This is a genomic window from Hallella sp. (assembly GCF_037460745.1).
GTDB lineage: Bacteria > Bacteroidota > Bacteroidia > Bacteroidales > Bacteroidaceae > Prevotella > Prevotella faecis.
This window is the reverse complement of sequence record NZ_JAXVAE010000143.1, coordinates 1-19,394: the sequence shown is the minus strand read 5'-3', so window position 1 is coordinate 19,394 and position 19,394 is coordinate 1. Positions and strand designations below refer to the sequence as shown.

Below are 19,394 nucleotides of genomic sequence, written 5' to 3'. Positions count from 1 at the left end.
GCCTTATTTGAGGCTTGATACCCCGCCATGCCCTTTCGCTGAATAGTTACTATTTTTTATTATCTTTGCAACATCGAAATAGCAAAATTAAGACATTTTACTTATGAAACCTATTACCCTTTGTGGACTACTACTTTTGTCATCAATCAGTCTTCAAGCCCAGACCCGCCATGAACAATCGCTCAACACGTGGCAGTTCTCACGCGATAGTCTCCATTGGCAAACCGTCAGTGTGCCCCACGACTGGGCCATTAGCGGACCGTTCGATAAGAAATGGGACTTGCAGATGGTGGCCATTGTGCAGAATGGCGAGAAGGAGAAGACGGAAAAATCAGGGCGCTCAGGAGCCCTTCCATGGATAGGCGAGGGCTATTATGCCACATCCTTGAACGTAGGTGATATGTCGGGCCAGCGCTATACGCTTGAGTTCGATGGCGCCATGGCCGAGCCCACGGTCTATGTCAATGGTCGCAAAGCGGGCTTTTGGGCCTATGGCTATTCGCCGTTCCGCCTCGACATCACGCCCTTTCTTCACCCGGGTAGCAACACCCTCGCTGTCAGTTTGCGCAATCAGCCAGAGAGCAGTCGCTGGTATCCTGGCGCAGGACTGTACCGACCGGTGAAGCTGGTGACAATGCCGGTGGTGAGCATCGACCCGTGGGCCACCTTCCTGCGTACAGAAAAGGCCGATTCGGCATCTGCCACGCTGGCGTTCGACACACAGGTGAAAGGCGCCACGGGGCAAGAGGGTTGGGCGGTGGAAGTGTCGCTCCTTAACCCTAAGGGATGGGTGGAACAGGCTGCACACGCATCGCTCGATCAGGAGGGACGTGTGCACATCAGTCTTCCGGTGGCCAAGCCCCGTCTCTGGTCGCCCGAGACTCCGCATCTCTATCGCGTTGCTGTGACGCTTTACCAAAACGGACGTGTGGTTGACGCTTTCCACATGAATACGGGCATACGAACCCTCGCTTACAGCAAGGAGCGTGGCTTTGAACTCAACGGACAGGCGCGCAAGTTTAAGGGCGTGTGTCTGCACCACGATCTGGGCCCGCTTGGTGCGGCGCTCAACAAGGCAGCGCTCATCCGTCAGGTCAAGGCGTTGAAGGACATGGGAGCTGATGCCATACGAACCTCCCACAACCTGCCCTCGCAGATGCAGATGGAGGTGTACGACTCGTTGGGAATGATGGTCATGGCCGAGAGTTTCGACATGTGGCGCTATCCCAAATGCAAGAACGGTTACGCACAGTATTTCGACGAATGGAGCGAGCGCGACCTCACCCATCTGGTGCTGTCGAACCGCAATCATCCTTCGTTGGTGATGTATTCCATCGGTAACGAGATTCCCGAGCAGGGGAGTCGTGAAGGCCGCGACATCGCTGGTCGCTTGCAAGACATCTGCCATCGCTACGATTCGACGCGTCCCGTTACGCAAGGCATGGACCGTGTAGACGCTGCCCTGAAGTCTGGGTTCGCGCAGGTGATGGACATCACAGGATTCAATTATCGTGTCCACAAATATGATGGGGCCATCAGCCAGTTGCCAAAGGGTTTCCTGTTAGGCTCCGAAACGGCCTCTACCGTCAGTTCGCGCGGCGTTTACAAGTTCCCTGTTCGTTTCAAGGTGGCTTCCGAGGAAGCCGATGGACAGGTGAACGGCTACGATACCGAGTGGTGCTCGTGGAGCAACCTCCCAGAGGTCGACTTCATGGCGATGGAAGACAAGTCGTACACCATCGGACAGTTTGTGTGGACTGGCTACGACTATTTGGGCGAGCCCACGCCATACGACAACTATTGGCCGAGTCGAAGCAGCTACTTTGGTATTCTCGACTTAGCCGGATTGCCCAAAGACCGCTATTACCTTTATCGGTCGGTGTGGAACACGCAGGAGCACACGCTCCACTTGTTGCCCCATTGGACCTGGCCGGGTCGTGAGCGTCAGGTGACCCCGGTGTTTGTTTATACCGACTACCCTGAGGCTGAACTCTTTGTGAACGGAAAGTCGCAAGGCCGTCGACAGAAGGACAAAACGCTGAGGGGGGATGGCCCCTTGGTGTCAACGCCTGAATTGGCTGCCGAGCGCGCCAAGCGTTATCGCCTTATGTGGAATGATGTGAAGTATGAGCCGGGCGAGTTGCGCGTGGTGGCCTACGATGCTTCTGGACGCCCCGCAGCCGAGCAGACCGTAAGGACGGCCGGGCGTGCTGCTGCCATCAAACTGAAGGCTGACCGTAGCACGCTCCACGCCGATGGAGCTGATCTGAGCTATATCACAGTGAGTCTGGTGGATAAGAATGGCACCGAGCTGCCCACTGCCACCGATTACATCGAAGTGGAGGTGCGTGGCGCTGGAACGTTCAAGGCCATCTGTAATGGCGACGCCACATCGGTTGAGGTGTTTACCGAACCCCACATGCACCTGTTCAGTGGCAAACTGGTAGTCACGGTGCAGGCAGGTAACGCCATCGGCGACATCGACGTTGTGGTGAAGGATAAGAAAGCCAAACTTCAAAACACCATCAAACTGAAAGTCGCAGGTAAGTAAATAAACATAAGAACCACCAACGCCAACCCTCGAATAATATTATCAAAGGGTTGGCGTTGGTGGCTTGAAATGTAAGGAAGATTCAGTCTACCTCGAGCTAATCATCGTGTAGGAACAACAAGGCGTGTTCTCCGTCCCCAGAGTGGGAGCTGATTTGATCGCGTCTATTACCATATCTGTAGGCCTTATTGAAAAAATGGGCTTCCGAAACACAACGCAGACCCTACGCTATCCGTTGGCTTGGCGCTGGCCTCTGATCTTGGCCTGCCACTCCTGACGGCGCTTTTCTTGTTGTTTTTTCCGATTGCGAATATCGTTGATGCACTTTGCGCCAAACCAAACGATGATGACGGTGAGTAGCACGAAGACGGCAATCAACACATAGAGTTCATTCTTTCCCATATCTGTTTGTTCGTTTTTTATTTGCAAATGTACGGAATTATCGTCGACTAACAAAGTTATGGGCACTAAAAAATAACGATTTGATAGTTGAACGGCCTTGGGGATGGATGGTATGTGAAAAGAAATAATGAAAAATTTCCCCGTTCCACACTTTTTTGTTAACTTTGCGCCAAATTATTTATTAAGGTAAAGTTAGAAAAGATTATGGCTAAGAAATTTGCCGAACATAGTGGATTGGATTTGACCAAGACGAACCAGGAGGTCTTGGCGCAGTGGGAGAAGAACGATATCTTCCACAAAAGTATTGATGAACGTGAGGGATGCCCCAAGTTCATATTCTTCGAGGGTCCCCCCTCTGCCAATGGCCACCCAGGTATTCACCATGTTCTCGCACGCTCCATCAAGGACGCTTTCAACCGCTATAAGACCATGCAGGGCTTCCAAGTGAAGCGTAAGGCTGGTTGGGATACTCACGGACTGCCCGTGGAAATCAATGTGGAGAAAGAACTGCATATCACCAAGAAGGATATTGGCGAGAAGATTTCCGTGGAAGAGTACAACCACCGTTGCCACCAAGACGTGATGAAGTTCACGAAGGAGTGGGACGAACTGACCCAACGCATGGGTTATTTCGTCGACCTCGAGAACCCCTATATTACATACGACACCAAGTATATAGAGACCCTATGGTGGTTGCTCAAGCAGCTCTACAACAAGGGCCTGCTCTACAAGGGTTACACCATTCAGCCCTATTCGCCCTCTGACGGTACGGGACTTAGCTCACACGAGCTCAATCAGCCGGGTTGCTACCAGGATGTGAAGGACACTACCGTTACGGCTCAGTTCCTCATCACCGAGCCGAAGGCCGAGTGGACCAAGTGGGGTAAGCCTTATTTCCTGGCTTGGACCACCACGCCTTGGACCTTACCTTCTAACGTGGCACTGTGCGTAGGGCCGAAGATCGACTATGTGGCAGTGCAGACTTACAATCCCTATACGGGCGAGCCGATCACAGCCGTGATGGCCGAGAGCCTGCTGGGCGCTTACCTCGACGCCGACCATGAGGTGAAGGAGGGCGAGCTGCCTGCATACGACAAGGAAGCTAAGCATTGTCCTTGGAAGATCGTCGACCGCATGAAGGGTGCCGATCTGGTGGGTATCCACTACAAGCAGCTCATGCCTTGGGTGAAACCTTGCGAGAAGGTGAGCCAGTATAGCCATGCTTTCGTCAACGAATACGCTGCCGCCCATCCTGAGAAGGTGTTCCAGGGTGCCGATGGCCGCGACCAATTTGTGGAGATGTCTGATGCAGCATTCCGCGTCATCCCTGGCGATTACGTCACCACTGAGGATGGTACGGGTATTGTGCACACGGCTTCTACATTCGGTGCCGACGACGCCAAGGTGTGTAACGACGCTGGTATTCCCGCACTATACCTCATCTCGAAGAAGGGCGAGACACGTCCTATGGTCGACCTGCAGGGTAAGTATTATCTGATCGAAGACCTCGACGCCAATTTCGTGGAGCGTTGTGTCGACGTGGAGGCTTACGGTCACCATGCTGGCGACTATGTGAAGAACGCCTACGATCCTAAGTTCAACCCAGAGGGCGTATGGGACAAGAAGGCCTCGGCCAAGGCCGAAGACCTCAACATTATCATCTCAATGGAGATGAAGCAAGAGGGTTCTGCTTTCAAGATCCAGAAGATGGTGCACAACTATCCTCATAGCTGGCGCACCGATAAGCCCATCCTTTACTATCCGCTCGACTCGTGGTTTATCCGCGACACGGCGAAGAAGCAGGAGATGGTGGCTTACAATAAGACCATCCGTTGGCAGCCGGAGAGCACTGGAACAGGTCGTTTCGGAAACTGGTTGGAGAACCTTAACGACTGGAACCTGTCGCGCTCACGTTTCTGGGGAACTCCCTTGCCTATCTGGCGCGACGAGGATCGCAATGAGAAGTGCATCGGCTCAATCGAGGAACTCTATGCGGAGATCGAGAAGTCGGTCGAGGCGGGCTTCATGAAGAGCAACCCGCTGAAGGACCTCGGCTTCGTGGTCAACGATTTCTCACAGGCCAACTATGATAAGGTGGACCTCCACCGCCCCTATATCGACCGTATCGTTTTGGTAAGTGAGAGCGGTAAGCCCATGCACCGCGAGAGCGATTTGATTGACGTGTGGTTCGATTCGGGCTCAATGCCTTATGCGCAGCTTCACTATCCGTTTGAGGGTGAGATCAACGCTGAGGGCTTGAAGGCCACTGGCTTGAGTGAGGACGAATATCGCAACCAATTGGTACATAGCACGTACGAGGGCACAGCTGTGGCTCCTGCCTTCTTCCCCGCTGACTTCATCAATGAGGGTGTTGACCAGACGCGAGGATGGTTCTTCACGCTTCATGCCATCGCTACCATGGTCTTCGACTCTGTGGCCTTTAAGAATGTCATTAGTTCGGGCCTGGTGCTCGACGCCAAGGGCAATAAGATGAGTAAGCACGTGGGCAACGTGACCAATCCATTCGAGATGCTCGACAAGTACGGTGCCGACCCCGTACGTTTCTATATGCTCACCAACTCAGAGCCCTGGGACAACCTGAAGTTCGACCCGAATGGCGTTGATGAGTGTCGTCGTAAGTTCTTTGGCACCTTATATAATACGTATAGCTTCTTTGCGCTCTATGCCAACGTCGACGGTTTCAACCCCGCAGAGGGCTCATTGGCCGATAGCAAGGAGGCGTTGACGGAGGTGGATAGCTGGATTCTTTCTTGCCTCAACACGCTTGTCAAGGGTGTAACAAAGGAACTTGAGAACTTCGATCCTACACGTGCCGGCCGTCTGATCGACGCTTTCGTCAACGACGACTTGAGCAACTGGTATGTTCGCCTCAACCGTAAGCGTTTCTGGGGTAAGGAGATGAGCGCCGACAAGCTTGCCGCTTATCGTGTGCTTTATACCTGCTTGATGACAGTTTCCAAGTTGTTGGCACCTTTTGCACCGTTCTTCGCTGACCAGCTCTATAAGGATTTGAAGGGCGAACTGGAGTCGGTACACTTGGATCGCTTCCCGCAGGCCGATGAGGCTTGGGTCAATAAGGACCTTGAGGCCCGCATGGCCATGGCTCAGAAGATTACCTCAATGGTTCTCGCCCTGCGCCGTAAGGTGAGCATCAAGGTGCGTCAGCCATTGGCTCAGATCATGATTCCTGTGATCGATGAGGCTCAGAAGAACCATATCGAGGCTGTTAAGGATCTGATTATCAATGAGGTTAACGTGAAAGCCTTGACCTATGCGGAGGGTCAGAATATCCTTGTGAAGAAGGTGAAGTGCAACTTCCGCGTTATGGGTAAGAAGTTTGGTAAGCTCATGAAGGGCGTTGCCGCTACAATGAGTGGCCTCTCTCAAGAGGAGATTGCTAAGTTTGAGCGCGACGGTCAGTACAGCTTTGAGGTTGAGGGACAGCCCGTTACCGTCGAGGTGGCCGATGTGGAGATTATCTCTGAGGACATGCCCGGATGGTTGGTGTCTAACGAGGGCAACTTGACTGTGGCCCTGGAGGTGGAGCTGACCCCTGAGTTGAAGAACGAGGGTATGGCTCGCGAGCTCATCAACCGCATTCAGAATATGCGTAAGGAGGGTGGACTCGAGATTACCGACCGCGTGAAGGTCACCGTGGAGTCGAACGAAGAGACCGACGCCGCCATCGCTTCCTTCGGCGACTATATCAAGAGTCAGGTGTTGGCTGATGCCATCACGGTGGCTCCCAATGATGGTGTGGAGACCGACTTCGACACATTCAAGATCAATATTAAGGTGGAGAAGGCCTAAGACGCCGCTCCCGACAATCAAACCTTAGTGCCATCCAGTGGAAAAAGCAACCAAGGTTGTCTTTTTCGCTGGATGAGCCGATAAGGTTCCTCTATCATCCATCGAAGGTTTCTCTGCCTTTCATCAAGGTGGAGAATCGTAGATGCCTAATCTTTAATCAATCATTATGGAAACAAAAACACGCTATTCTGATGAGGAACTTCAGGAGTTCCGCCAGATCATTAATGAGAAATTGGAGGTAGCCCGAAAGAGTTACAACGAGATGATGCGGCAATTGATGAACGCCGATAGCAATTCGGATAGTGACACCGCACCCACTTACAAGATCTTGGAAGAAGGTACAGATGCCATGGAGAAAGAACAACTCATCTCGATGGCTCAGCGTCAACAGAAGTTCATACAGGGTTTGGAGGCGGCACTTGTCCGCATCGAGAACAAGACGTATGGCATCGACCGACTGACGGGAGAGTTGATTCCCAAGGAGCGCTTGCGCGTTGTGCCGCACGCTACGCTGAGCGTTGCTTCCAAAAATTCAAGAAATCACTAAATGGCCAAAGTAAAGAAACACGAATGGATGACCGATGGCAGAATGGCGTGGATTATCATCCTGGCCATTCTGATCATCGATCAGGTCATTAAGATCGAGGTAAAGACATCCATGACATTGGGTGAGTCGATTCGCATTACCGATTGGTTCTACATCACATTTGTGGAGAACAACGGAATGGCTTGGGGTATGACGTTTATCAACAAGCTTTTTCTGAGTGTGCTCCGCATTGTTGCTGTGTCTGCCATAGGTTGGTTTATTTGTCAAACCGTCAAGCAGAAGGGGCGTACGCGCTACGTCGTTTTTCTTTCGATGGTTTTGGCTGGAGCGGCTGGTAACATCTTCGATTCCATATTTTATGGCCTTGTTTTCAGTGCCTCGTCGCCTTTTTATGTGGCTTATTGGGTGCCGTTCGGTACTGGATATGCCGATGTTTTGATGGGCAAAGTGGTCGACATGTTCTACTTCCCCTTGTTCCACGGCACTTGGCCTACATGGATGCCTATGTGGGGTGGTGATGAATTCATCTTTTTCTCGCCCGTTTTCAACTTTGCAGACTCCTGCATTACGGTGGGAGTAATTAGCCTTCTTTTGTTCTGTAGAAAAGATTTGGAGCAAATGGAGACAACGTTCCGTGTGGCCTTCCACAAGGATAATAAACAAGAAATTGATCCTAAGGCATGAGAAATCATACACATCGTACACTTGGATTTTGGTTGGTCGTAATGGCTTTCGCCATGGCTGTTAGTTCGTGCAAGCCCTCGGCTCCATCGGGTATCATACAACCCGATGTGATGGAGGATTTGCTTTACGATTATCATTTGGCTGATGCCATGGCCTATTCGGCTGAAGGCGACTGCAATCAGAACCTCATCGCCTATCACACGGCGGTGTTCAAGAAGTATGATGTGACCAGCGCTGAGTTTGATTCGTCGATGGTTTATTACATGCGCCATACGTCGCAACTCCATGATATGTATGAAAAGATCGCTCAGCGAATGGAAGACGACGCGCAGGCCATGGGTTCATCGGTGAGCCTCAACACAGACAACGATGCCTTTAACACGGCTTCGGGCGACACTATTGATATTTGGAAGGGTGCCCAGTCGGTTGTCTTGATTCCCAATGAGCCCTATAACGTTGTGTCGTTCCATTATAGCCCTGACGCGAAAGCGCAGAAGGGCGATGATTATGTGTTGACGACCCATAGTAATTTCATCTTCCAAGACGGCATGCGCGATGCCATCATTTGCATGGCCTTGACGTTTACCAACGACAGTGTGGTTTCAAGAACGATGCACGTTTCATCGTCGTCCGAACAGCAAGTGGTGCTGACCGATGGCGATAGCCTTGGCGTTAAGGAGATCAGAGGCTATTTCCTGCTTAATAAGAACAATCAGGCGAACAGTTCTTCCACCACCTTGCGACTGGTGAGCTTCGACCGAATCCACCTTCTGAGATGCCATCGTATGACTGAGGGAAACAAGTCGCAGGCTAATACTGCGCCGTCGTCGTTAGAGAAGACGGCGGAACCAGCTCCCGCCGTCAACAAGTCATCCGAACAGATTTCTGCGGTTCCAGCCAATAAGCAGACGGTTGTGCCCATGGATAAGGATGCTACACCTCCAGCCAATAATGGTGCTACGCCACCAACTAAAAATGGCGCAGTGCCTCCTTCGAACAGGAGTGCTTTGGTGCCCGCTAATAATGGTGCCCGTCCCCAACGACAACTGGCTCCACGAAAGAGCCTGAAAATAGTGAAGGAGGTTATCAAACCGATGAAGTAACCATCGCTATCAAGGTGTTATTTTCAGAGGAATGATAAGATTAATGATCTCGACTGAAGATGTGACAAAGACTCTGAAGTCGAGCGGAAGCTCCCTAAAAGAGACGTTGGCACTCCTTCCAAGGGGCGTTTGCTTTCTTCTAATGGGGCGCTGACAATATGAAAAACATCCCTGATAGGCCGTAAAACATGTAGTGGAACAACACTGAGGGGCCGTCAGAACCAGTCCTGTAGGGCGCTGAACCCTGTCTAATCAAGAATAATCAAACATTAAAACCGAATAATATGCTATCAGTAAACGAACTTGAAGATGCTCTTATCGACCTCGCATTCGCTGAGGATATAGGAGATGGAGATCACACAACCTTGTGCTGCATTCCTGAAGATGCCATGGGAAAAAGTCACCTGCTCATTAAGGAGGATGGAATCCTGGCGGGTGTTGACGTTGCCCGCGAGGTGTTTCACCGCTTTGATCCCACCATGCAGATGGAAGTCTTCATGGAGGATGGTGCGCAAGTGAAGAAGGGCGACATTGCGTTTGTGGTGTCGGGTAAGGTTCGCTCGTTGCTTCAGACAGAGCGTTTGATGCTCAACATCATGCAGCGCATGAGCGGCATTGCCACCATGACAAACAAGTATGTGAAACTGATTGAGGGCACAGGAGCCCATGTTCTCGACACACGTAAGACCACTCCGGGCATGCGTATGTTGGAGAAGCAGGCCGTTAAGATTGGTGGTGGTGTGAACCATCGCATCGGTTTGTTCGACATGATCCTGCTCAAGGACAACCATGTCGACTTTGCCGGTGGCATTGAGAATGCCATTGACCGTTGCCATCACTACCTTAACGAGAAGGGACTGGATCTTAAGATTGAGATTGAGGTTCGCAATTTTGATGAGCTTCAGCAGGTTCTCGACAAGGGCGGTGTAAACCGTATCATGCTCGACAACTTCACTGTGGCCGACACAAAGAAGGCTGTCGACATTATCAATCATCGTTTTGAGGTGGAGTCGTCGGGTGGAATCACCTTCGACACCATTCGTAGTTATGCTGAGCAGGGCGTTGATTTCATCAGCGTTGGTGCGCTTACGCACAGCGTCAAGGGTCTTGACATGAGTTTTAAAGCTTGTTAATATCTAATTTATGAAAAAGTTTTTTATTCTTTCAGCCCTGGTCCTGGCCGCAAGTTACGCTTCGGCCTGCACCAACTTCATTGTTGGTAAGGACGCTTCGGTCGATGGCTCGGTGATCTGTACGTACACCGCCGACGACTATGGTATGTTCATCGGGCTGCAGCATTTCCCCGCTGGCACACACAAGAAGGGCGAGATGCGTGATGTGGTTGACTGGGACACCCACGTCTACCACGGACAAATCCCTGAGGCACCCGTTACCTATACGGTCAACGGCAACATCAACGAGTATCAGGTTACCATTGGTGAGACAACCTGTGGCGGCCGTGAGGAGATGGTAGACCCTCAGGGAATCATCGACTATGGCTCACTGATCCACATCGCTTTGCAACGCTCTAAGACTGCTCGCGAGGCCATTAAGGTCATGACCACCTTGGCTCAGACCTACGGCTATTGCTCAAGCGGTGAGTCGTTCACCATCTGCGACCCCAACGAGGCGTGGATTATGGAGATGCTGGGCAAGGGTCCCGGCTCGAAGGGCGTGGTATGGGTAGCTCAGCGCATCCCCGACAACGCCATCTCTGGTCATGCCAACCAAAGCCGCATAGGCAAGTTTAACATGAAGGACAAGAAGAACGTCATGTATTCAAAGGACGTCATCAAGTTTGCCCGCGATAAGGGATGGTTTACGGGTAAGGATGCCGACTTCTCATGGAAGATGGTTTACTCAGCCCCCGACTTTGCCGGACGACGCATCTGCGACGCTCGTGTATGGGCGTTCTTCAATCGCTTCGTGAAGGGAATGGACCGTTACCTGCCTTGGGCTTTGGGTAAGGACAAGAACGCTGAGGACATGCCTTTGTGGGTCATCCCTGATAAGAAGCTGTCGGTTCAAGACGTAGAGGCCGCCATGCGCGACCACTATGAGGGCACTCCGATGGCACTCGATTCTACCGATATCGGCGGTGGCGTATGGCAGATGCCATATCGTCCCACACCATTGTATTACGAGGTGAACGGCAAGAAATATTTCAATGAGCGTCCTACCTCTACCCAGCAGACAGGCTTCTCATACGTATCGCAGATGCGTTCTTGGCTTCCCCGTCAGATAGGTGGTGTCCTGTGGTTCGGCAACGATGATGGCAACATGGTGGCTTATACCCCGATCTATTGCGGCAACACGGTTTCTCCCGAGTGTTACGACACTCCTGGTGCTGATGCTGTGACATTCTCTATGAAGAATGCCTACTGGGTTTGCAACTGGGTGAGCAACATGGTTTATCCCCGTTACTCACTGATGTTCCCCAGTCTGAAGGCTGTTCGCGACTCCCTTGACCAGAGCTACTTCGCTCAGCAGGCAGAGGTTGAGGCCCGTGCCGTAGAGCTCTGCAAAACCAGCGAGGAAGAGGCTGTGAAGTATCTCAACACCTATAGTAACACGAAGGCTCAGCAGATGCTCGAGCGTTGGAAGGAGTTGGCTTTCTATCTCATCGTGAAGTACAACGATATGGCTGTGAAACCCGACCAGAATGGCAAATTCCTCCGCACGAAGGAGGGCCTTGGCGCCACAGTGAAACGTGTAGGATCAGCTGCGGCTTTCCAAAAGAAGTTGGCCGAGACCACAGGCGATAAGTTCCTCGTTCCTACAGAATAATCCCACTATACGCAATCTGTTTTGTCGAAACCCATGCGTGATGTGTTGAGCATCGGTATGTGAACATTGCCAACAGATAGTACATATAATGGCGGTTGTCCCATCGTTTGAATCAAACGTAAGGGCAACCGCTTTTTCGATTCTCCCCACGTCCTACTGAAACCAGTATTCTCTCCCTTCCTCGTAGTTTCGCTCATTTCGCTCCCCGCTACATGGACATGCCAACAATTTCATGCTTATTCCATGCCCCATTGAAACATAAATTCGAAGATAATGGCTATATGATGAAAATAATGTGTATCTTTGTGGAACAATATGTGGTGATTATGCAAGTAGCCACTCTTTGTCGGTAGACCGATCTTTCGTTTATGAGAGAGATCAGATCTGCTTCGCATTTATTAATCTTTACTATGTAATGATGGATATATCGCGCGTATTAAAACTGATAGATAGCCAAGACGGACTGTCGCAATCTCTTGGCATGGAATTTTTGTCGACTCCTGAGCCCAATACCTGTAAGGCTCGAATGAAGGTCGACCATCGCAATCGCCAACCTTTCGGCTTCTTAAGCGGAGGTGCATCGTTGGCGCTTGCCGAGAACATCGCTGGTGTGGGTTCGTTGGCCCTTTGTCCCGGAAAGATCAGTGTTGGTATCAATGTCAGCGGATCGCATGTGAAAGCGGTGATGGAAGGCGATGTGGTGGAAGCCACAGCCACCTTGCTTCACAAAGGCCGCACCCTCCACACATGGCAGGTGGATATTCGAAACTCCAACCAAGAGCTCATCTCTACGGTTAGCGTCACCAATTATATTATCAAACCTCAGTCGGCTCCCAACACCTCAGGGAAGTCGAAATAAATATTGTCCCCATACCCTATGAAGACCGATTTTGTTTTGTATAGGATGCCTTATGCCGAACAGGCTTATCGTATCGATGCCGATACCACCCATCTGTTGTCGTCAGCCGAAGAGCTCGATGGTGTCTGCGGATTTGTGATGGCACCCTTTCAAACGTCAGCCTCCACACCCATAGTCGTTATCGAAGGCAAGTCTGTGCCTGTTCCCATGGCTTCCATGCCATCACGCGTTGCTGTGGATGAGCACTGCTCACGTGAGCAATACGCCTCCGATTTTGCCCGATTCCATGAGGCTATCTGCCAAGGCCATTTCTCTAAGTTGGTGCTCTCGCGTTGTGCTTCTTTCACATCGTCGGAGCTTTACTGTCCCGAGCAACTGTTTGCTGAGGCTTGCCGTAGCTATCCCCGTATGATGATAGCGTTGGTTTGCAGCGAGGTGGCGGGCACATGGCTTATGGCTACTCCCGAGATATTGCTCGCCTTGGACGGTTATCAATGGCGTACCATGGCCTTGGCCGGCACCATGGCATGGGAGGGTAAAAAGCAATACGAGTGGTCTGAGAAGAATAAGAAAGAGCAGCAGCTTGTTGCCCACTATATCGAAGAAGCTTTAAGTACTTTTGCCACCGATCTTGAGATATCGGAACCTTATACCGTGAAGGCAGGCAACCTTGTTCATCTGCGTAGCGACTTCTCCTTTACGCTCGACGATTCTCTGACCGATGGCAATGGCTTGGGTAAGTTGGTCGATGCACTTCATCCCACGCCCGCTGTGTGTGGCCTGCCTAAGCAGGAGGCCATGGAATTTATCATTGCCAACGAGAGCATCGACCGCCGGTATTACAGTGGTTATTGTGGCCCGTGGAATGTGGGTGGCATGACGGCCCTCTTCGTGTCGTTGCGATGCATGGAGCTAAGCGCCCATCGTTGCGTGCTCTATGCTGGGGGCGGCCTTCTTGCCGAAAGTTCCGAAGAGAGCGAATGGCAGGAGACGATGATGAAAATGGAGGCAATGAGAAGACTATGTACTCAGACAAGATAAACGTTAACATCCTGACCTCGCTGATGGTGGCTCACGGCGTCACCACCGTGGTGATCTGTCCGGGTAGCCGAAACGCGCCGTTGGCCCACAACTTTGCTTCGTGCCCCGACATGTATTGTGTGGCTGCTACCGACGAGCGCTCAGCTGGCTTCTATGCCTTGGGATTGGCGTTGGCGTCTGAGCATCCTGTGGCCGTGTGTGTCACGAGCGGTTCGGCCCTGCTCAATTTGGCGCCTGCCGTGGCTGAGGCTTATTACCGTGAGGTGCCGCTTCTCGTTATTTCTGCCGATCGCCCATTGGCTATGATCAATCAGTTGCAAGGCCAAACCCTTCCGCAGGTTGGTGCCTTGGGAGCGATGGTCAAGGCCAGTATGCAGTTGCCCGAGCCCCACGACGACCTGGAGCGGTGGCATTGCAACCGCATGGTCAATGAGGCCTTGCTTACCCTTCGGTCACATGGATGCAGTCCCGTTCATGTCAATGTACCCATATCCGAGCCTCTGTACAATTTCACCATCGATTCCTTGCCTGTGGAGCGTAAAATTTGTCTTACGCCAATGGTGGCCGATTCGGAGCGCCTTGCAGCCGTAGCCGCCGACTTTGCTTCGGCCGCGAAACCCATGTTGGTGCTGGGACAGATGGCGAGGAGCCAATGGCGCAAAGCGGCCGAGGCCGTGGCATTGCTGAGGCAAAAGGTGGTGGTGCTGGCAGAGAAACTTTCTGACGACACCGATGGGCCGTTGCCCTCGTTAGACTTGCTCGCCAATTGGGCGAAGACCCATGACGATTTGTTTCCCGACTTCATTATCTATATCGGTGGAAATCTCGTGGCCAAGAACATGCGCCAATGGTTGCAACAGGCCAAATCACGGCGCAGCGTGGTCGTAACCTCGATAGGTGCCGTGACCGACGTGCTGATGAACGCCACCGACATGGTCGAGGCTCAACCCCATGAGATGCTACAAGCCTTGACGGCCAACCGCAGCTATTCGGCTTCCGAGTCGTGGCTCCACCAATGGCAAGCGCTCCAGTCGGAGGTTGTTGTTGAGGCACAAGTGGCTACCCACGACAGGCAGAACGAGGCCATCCGCCTGTTCTTCCAGGCCATCAAGGGCACATCGATGAACGTACATGTGGCCAACAGTCTGTCGGTACGCATGGCGCTGAAGTATGCCGATCGCTACCTGTATGTCAACCGAGGCGTCAATGGCATCGAGGGCTCGCTCTCCACTGCGGCAGGCCATTCAGTGATGTCGCCATGCCCCGTGGCATGCATCATAGGCGACCTTAGTTTCTTCTACGATGCCAATGCGCTGTGGAACGAGCAACTTTGTGGCAACTTCCGTGTGCTACTGCTCAACAACCAGCGCGGTGAGATATTCAGCAAGTTTAAGCCATTGGCCGACAGTCCGGCCCGCGACACATATGTTATGGCTAAGCATCATGCCACCGCTGAGGGTGTATGTCTGCAAAATTGTGTGGAATACCGGCAGGTGAAACCCGTTGATGATCTTGCCGCAGGTATCCAATGGCTTGTAGAAGAACGCTGCCCACGCCCCATGTTGCTTGAGGTGCTGCTGTAAGCGATTGTGGGCTTGTCCGAAAATTATAAGGCAAACAATAACATATCAATCACTATGGAAAGAAATTGGAAGAAAATATCGGGTTTCGATTTTAAGGAAATCTTGTTCGAAGAATACAACCACATTGCGAAGATCACTATCAATCGTGAGCGTTATCGCAACGCTTTCACCCCACTCACTACCTGGGAGATGTCGCAGGCTTTTGCCTATTGCCGCGAGTGCGCCGATATCCGTGTGGTGATCCTGACCGGTGCAGGCGACAAGGCGTTTTGCTCAGGCGGCGACATGCACGTCAAGGGCCGTGGTGGGTATGTGGGCAATGATGGTGTGCCTCGCCTCAATGTGCTCGATGTGCAGATGCAGATTCGCCGATTACCCAAACCCGTCATAGCTATGGTCAACGGCTATGCCATTGGCGGTGGTCACGTGTTGCACGTCATGTGCGACCTGACGATTGCAAGCGAGAACGCCATCTTCGGTCAGACCGGCCCGAAGGTGGGCAGTTTCGATGCCGGCTTTGGCGCGTCCTACTTGGCCCGTATGGTCGGTCAGAAGAAAGCCCGCGAGATTTGGTTCCTCTGCAAGCAGTACACGGCCCATGAGGCCGAGCAGATGGGAATGGTCAACAAGGTGGTGCCGTTCGAACAGCTGGAAGATACCTGCGTTGAGTGGGCTGAGATCATGATGGAGCGCAGTCCGTTGGCTCTCCGTATGATCAAGGCGGGTCTCAATGCCGAACTGGATGGCCAGGCCGGCATTCAGGAGTTGGCTGGCGATGCCACCATGCTCTATTACACCATGGACGAGGCTCAGGAAGGTGGCAAGGCATTCCTGGAGAAGCGTAAGCCCGATTTCGACAAATACCCTGTGTTCCCATAATGACGATGCGTATCACCCTCCATACACGCACGCTGCACTTCAAGCAACCTGCGAAAACATCGCGTGGACAGTACACCTCGCGTATTAGCCGATATGTCGTCGTTGAGAGTGGCGGTGTGCGTGGGGTGGGCGAGTGTGCCACCCTTCCCGACCTGTCGTGCGACGAACGGTCCGACTATGACCTGTTGCTGCGCCAGTTTTGCGATACCATTGAGCGTACGGGGCGCATCCCCTATGAGGCGTTGCGCCCTTATCCTTCCATGCTCTTTGGCATCGAGACGGCGTTTGCCCAGTTGGCCGCGGGTGGCTCCACAGCTCTTTTTGACACCCCTTTCGCCCGTGGTGAGGTGGGCATTCCCACCAATGGCTTGGTGTGGATGGGCTCGTACGACCAGATGTTGGCGCGCATACAGGAGAAGTTGGACTTGGGATTCCGCTGCATCAAACTGAAGATAGGAGCTATCGCCTTTGATAAGGAGTTGGAATTGCTGCGCATCATACGTTCGGCTTTCCCCAAGGACAAGGTGGAACTCCGCGTCGACGCCAATGGCGCCTTTGCCCCCAATGAGGCCATGGTGCGCCTGGAGCAGTTGGCGCGCTACGATCTTCATTCCATTGAGCAACCCATCCGTCAGCACCAATGGGCCGACATGGCGCGTCTTTGCCAGGAGTCGCCCATCGCTATCGCTCTCGACGAGGAACTCATTGGCGTGAATATCCCAAGCGAGAAGGAGCGTCTCCTCGACACCATCCATCCCCAATATGTGGTGCTTAAGCCGTCGCTGCATGGTGGTATGATGGGCTGCGAGGAGTGGGTGTCGATGGCCAAGAGCCGAGGCATCGGGTCGTGGATGACGAGCGCCCTTGAGAGCAATGTCGGGCTCAATGCCATAGCTCATCTGGCCGCCCACACTTATGGCACCGACGACATCATGCCGCAGGGCTTGGGTACGGGCCAATTGTTTACCGATAACATTGACATGCCCATCGCTTTGAGGGGCGAACGAATGTATTATGACCATCGCTGAATTTCTTGCGCAATGGCGCGACGATCAACCCACCGTACCTGTGTTCACCAGTGGCTCCACGGGCAAACCTAAGTTGATGATGGCTGAGAAGGCCCGTATGGAGGCTTCGGCCCGCATGACCTGCCAGGCGCTCGGCCTGCATCCGGGCAACAAGGCGTTGGTGTGCCTTCCCATGGACTATATCGCGGGCAAGATGATGGTGGTGCGTAGTTTGGTTTGCCAATTACAGATGGTTAGCATTGAGCCGCAGGGGCATCCCATGACGGCCATTGCCGACGACGAGGTGATCGATTTTGCGGCCATGGTGCCCATGCAGGTGTTCAACTCGCTGGGCAATGAGGCGGAGCTACGCCGCTTGAAAGCTATCAAGAATATTTTGATTGGCGGAGGAGCCATCGACAAGGAATTGGAACTCCAGTTGCGCCAATTCCCCCACGCCGTGTGGAGCTCGTATGGCATGACCGAGACGCTCTCGCATATCGCTTTGCGCAAGATCAATGGCGGTAACGCTGACGACAACCTCTGGTACCGTCCGTTGCCGGGTGTCGGCATCACGCTCGACGCCAACGATTGCTTGGTGATCGACGCTCCTGCCGTTTGTCCCACGGTCTTGCATACCCACGACATAGCCGTCGTGGATCGTTCGCAGGGCTATGTGCGTTTCAAGATTGTAGGACGCATCGACAATGTGGTGTGCTCGGGAGGCGTGAAGATTCAGATCGAGGAGGTGGAGCAGGCCTTGGCGCCCCATCTTTCGGCTCCCTTTATCATGGCCAAACGACCCTCGAAGAAGTATGGTGAAGAGATGGTGATGCTTACCGAAGCCGCCGATGCCACTCGTATTATGAGTGTTTGCCACGATGTGCTGCCCAAGTATTGGCAACCCAAGGAAATTATCCAAGTTGACCAAATCCCAATGACCGAGACCGGAAAACCCAAGCGCAATCTGTTTTAGTTGCAAGTGTTCATTGGATTGTTGTCTAAACAAACACTAACAAGAATCTAAATCTAACGATGTGGGATTAGCGTATTAGAATGGGGAAAGGGCACAATATGACCTATTGTAGAAAGCTATGAGGGTTAAGTAAATACCAGTTTTTACTTGCACCGTACTTGCACCATGATGGTTTTCAAGCGTATAAGTGATGTTTTTGATTATTAAATATAGAGGAGAGAAAAAGAGGGTAAACAAGCGTAACTTCCTGATAATCAAGGGAGCGGAATACGGGAATCGAACCCGCCTCCCAGGCTTGGGAAGCCCGTGCACTACCGATGTGCTAATTCCGCGTAAGTAAGATTACCTTGATGTTTTGCCTTTGGAGCCGATACTCGGACTCGAACCGAGGACCTACGCATTACGAATGCGTTGCTCTACCAACTGAGCCATATCGGCAAATGCGATGCAAAGGTATAATATTTCCTTGAAACGCCCAAACATTCTGCTCGATATTTTTCGGGAAAATGCTGCTTATGCGTGTGAAAATCGTTGCGAAAGCGTGTTTTTGATGTTCTGTTTCTGCATGGCGGTGTTTGTAACGGCTACGGCGTATGGGCTTGCGCCTTCGGTTGCTGAGTGTAGCATTGATCTGTGGGAAAAGAGTATAGAACGTGTGTGAAAGTTGTGTTGGGCCAGCGAGAAAGTTGCATTGATCTTGTGGAAAAGGTGGGTTGGCCTGTCTGAAAAGTATGGTGGGTTAACCAAATGGGATTGGGGAAGTGGGTCTGCGATAGTGGTTAACGGTTGTTAAAATTGTCACAAATTGATAAATTCATACGTATTATAACAAAATGGGCATCACGGTGAACGCTCCTTCGTGGGTTAAATTTTTCCTCGTCCTCCCCGATACGCCTTGATCTGATGTCGATCGGTTTCGTGCGAGCAGGCATTTGGCCTTTTCACCTCTTTATATGGTGTTGGGTAGCCAAATGTTAAAAAATGATGAATTGATAAAGAAATGTTGTGCTATGTGTTGCAAGGTATCAATAAAAACTATATCTTTGCGGCATCAGTAAGAACAAACCAACTTTTGTACCCATTAATCACACATTAGTACTGATGCGATAAAATCGCATAGTTATTAAAATTCATCAAATAAAGT

The 19,394-nt window shown here is 52.0% G+C and carries 14 protein-coding genes and 2 tRNA genes; 13 read left to right on the top strand and 3 right to left on the bottom strand.

Going from position 1 to position 19,394, the window contains the following annotated elements; translation table 11 throughout:
• The first annotated feature begins 103 nt into the window (after positions 1–103).
• Positions 104–2,551, top strand: a complete 2,448-nt coding sequence (locus tag WKK33_RS09740; RefSeq protein WP_337933630.1) for a DUF4982 domain-containing protein — start codon at positions 104–106, stop codon at positions 2,549–2,551.
• Between the two features lie 228 nt (positions 2,552–2,779).
• Here WKK33_RS09740 and WKK33_RS09735 read toward each other — a convergent pair whose 3' ends face one another.
• Positions 2,780–2,953: a hypothetical protein gene (locus WKK33_RS09735; RefSeq protein WP_215758951.1), complete on the bottom strand. Its 174-nt coding sequence runs from the start codon at positions 2,951–2,953 to the stop codon at positions 2,780–2,782.
• A gap of 204 nt (positions 2,954–3,157) precedes the next feature.
• On the opposite strand from WKK33_RS09735, the gene ileS reads away from it, so the two are divergent.
• From ileS to WKK33_RS09675, 12 genes are all read left to right on the top strand, one after another.
• A complete protein-coding gene (ileS, locus tag WKK33_RS09730) occupies positions 3,158–6,784 on the top strand; it encodes an isoleucine--tRNA ligase (protein WP_337468739.1) in 3,627 nt (1,208 codons plus the stop codon).
• 166 nt (positions 6,785–6,950) lie between these two features.
• Entirely contained in the window at positions 6,951–7,331 is a 381-nt protein-coding gene (locus WKK33_RS09725) for a TraR/DksA family transcriptional regulator (RefSeq protein WP_215758949.1), read from the top strand.
• A complete protein-coding gene (locus WKK33_RS09720; protein WP_215758948.1) occupies positions 7,332–8,015 on the top strand; it encodes a lipoprotein signal peptidase in 684 nt (227 codons plus the stop codon).
• Positions 8,012–9,118 carry a DUF4296 domain-containing protein gene (locus WKK33_RS09715; RefSeq protein WP_337933628.1) on the top strand — a complete coding sequence of 369 codons (1,107 nt, stop codon included), beginning with the start codon at positions 8,012–8,014 and terminating at the stop codon, positions 9,116–9,118. Before WKK33_RS09720 ends, WKK33_RS09715 begins: the two co-directional genes overlap by 4 nt.
• 284 nt (positions 9,119–9,402) lie before the next feature.
• Positions 9,403–10,251, top strand: coding sequence for a carboxylating nicotinate-nucleotide diphosphorylase (gene nadC, locus WKK33_RS09710; RefSeq protein ID WP_215758946.1), 849 nt, complete (start codon positions 9,403–9,405; stop codon positions 10,249–10,251).
• Positions 10,252–10,261: 10 nt separating this feature from the next.
• Positions 10,262–11,905, top strand: a complete 1,644-nt coding sequence (locus WKK33_RS09705; protein ID WP_337933626.1) for a C69 family dipeptidase — start codon at positions 10,262–10,264, stop codon at positions 11,903–11,905.
• 418 nt (positions 11,906–12,323) lie between these two features.
• A complete protein-coding gene (locus WKK33_RS09700; protein ID WP_287768426.1) occupies positions 12,324–12,764 on the top strand; it encodes a PaaI family thioesterase in 441 nt (146 codons plus the stop codon).
• An 18-nt stretch (positions 12,765–12,782) separates the two neighbouring features.
• A complete protein-coding gene (locus WKK33_RS09695) occupies positions 12,783–13,805 on the top strand; it encodes a chorismate-binding protein (RefSeq protein ID WP_337570065.1) in 1,023 nt (340 codons plus the stop codon).
• Positions 13,787–15,388: a 2-succinyl-5-enolpyruvyl-6-hydroxy-3-cyclohexene-1-carboxylic-acid synthase gene (gene menD / locus WKK33_RS09690; protein ID WP_337933624.1), complete on the top strand. Its 1,602-nt coding sequence runs from the start codon at positions 13,787–13,789 to the stop codon at positions 15,386–15,388. The genes WKK33_RS09695 and menD overlap by 19 nt, the downstream gene beginning before the upstream one ends.
• 54 nt (positions 15,389–15,442) lie before the next feature.
• A complete protein-coding gene (menB, locus tag WKK33_RS09685; RefSeq protein WP_287768401.1) occupies positions 15,443–16,267 on the top strand; it encodes a 1,4-dihydroxy-2-naphthoyl-CoA synthase in 825 nt (274 codons plus the stop codon).
• Positions 16,267–17,295 (top strand): o-succinylbenzoate synthase, encoded by a 1,029-nt coding sequence (locus tag WKK33_RS09680; RefSeq protein WP_337933622.1) that lies wholly within the window; start codon positions 16,267–16,269, stop codon positions 17,293–17,295. The genes menB and WKK33_RS09680 overlap by 1 nt, the downstream gene beginning before the upstream one ends.
• The gene (locus WKK33_RS09675) at positions 17,282–18,250 is read left to right on the top strand and encodes an AMP-binding protein (RefSeq protein ID WP_337933620.1); all 969 of its coding nucleotides are present in this window, start codon (positions 17,282–17,284) and stop codon (positions 18,248–18,250) included. Before WKK33_RS09680 ends, WKK33_RS09675 begins: the two co-directional genes overlap by 14 nt.
• Before the next feature lie 261 nt (positions 18,251–18,511).
• On the opposite strand, the gene WKK33_RS09670 is transcribed toward WKK33_RS09675, so the two are convergent.
• Together WKK33_RS09670 and WKK33_RS09665 are read right to left on the bottom strand one after the other, a co-directional pair.
• A tRNA-Gly gene (locus WKK33_RS09670) sits at positions 18,512–18,582 on the bottom strand.
• Between the two features lie 30 nt (positions 18,583–18,612).
• Positions 18,613–18,688: transfer RNA gene (locus WKK33_RS09665), tRNA-Thr, on the bottom strand.
• Between the last annotated feature and the right edge of the window lie 706 nt (positions 18,689–19,394).

What these genes read in the sequence shown, in the direction of transcription:
- WKK33_RS09725 (WP_215758949.1), top strand. Translation starts at nt 6,951, where the DNA reads ATGGAAACAAAAACACGCTATTCTGATGAGGAACTTCAGGAGTTCCGC.
- nadC (WP_215758946.1), top strand. Translation starts at nt 9,403, where the DNA reads ATGCTATCAGTAAACGAACTTGAAGATGCTCTTATCGACCTCGCATTC.
- menD (WP_337933624.1), top strand. Translation starts at nt 13,787, where the DNA reads ATGTACTCAGACAAGATAAACGTTAACATCCTGACCTCGCTGATGGTG.
- ileS (WP_337468739.1), top strand. Translation starts at nt 3,158, where the DNA reads ATGGCTAAGAAATTTGCCGAACATAGTGGATTGGATTTGACCAAGACG.
- WKK33_RS09675 (WP_337933620.1), top strand. Translation starts at nt 17,282, where the DNA reads ATGACCATCGCTGAATTTCTTGCGCAATGGCGCGACGATCAACCCACC.
- WKK33_RS09715 (WP_337933628.1), top strand. Translation starts at nt 8,012, where the DNA reads ATGAGAAATCATACACATCGTACACTTGGATTTTGGTTGGTCGTAATG.
- WKK33_RS09700 (WP_287768426.1), top strand. Translation starts at nt 12,324, where the DNA reads ATGGATATATCGCGCGTATTAAAACTGATAGATAGCCAAGACGGACTG.
- WKK33_RS09735 (WP_215758951.1), bottom strand. Translation starts at nt 2,953, where the DNA reads ATGGGAAAGAATGAACTCTATGTGTTGATTGCCGTCTTCGTGCTACTC.
- WKK33_RS09720 (WP_215758948.1), top strand. Translation starts at nt 7,332, where the DNA reads ATGGCCAAAGTAAAGAAACACGAATGGATGACCGATGGCAGAATGGCG.
- WKK33_RS09740 (WP_337933630.1), top strand. Translation starts at nt 104, where the DNA reads ATGAAACCTATTACCCTTTGTGGACTACTACTTTTGTCATCAATCAGT.
- menB (WP_287768401.1), top strand. Translation starts at nt 15,443, where the DNA reads ATGGAAAGAAATTGGAAGAAAATATCGGGTTTCGATTTTAAGGAAATC.
- WKK33_RS09695 (WP_337570065.1), top strand. Translation starts at nt 12,783, where the DNA reads ATGAAGACCGATTTTGTTTTGTATAGGATGCCTTATGCCGAACAGGCT.
- WKK33_RS09705 (WP_337933626.1), top strand. Translation starts at nt 10,262, where the DNA reads ATGAAAAAGTTTTTTATTCTTTCAGCCCTGGTCCTGGCCGCAAGTTAC.
- WKK33_RS09680 (WP_337933622.1), top strand. Translation starts at nt 16,267, where the DNA reads ATGACGATGCGTATCACCCTCCATACACGCACGCTGCACTTCAAGCAA.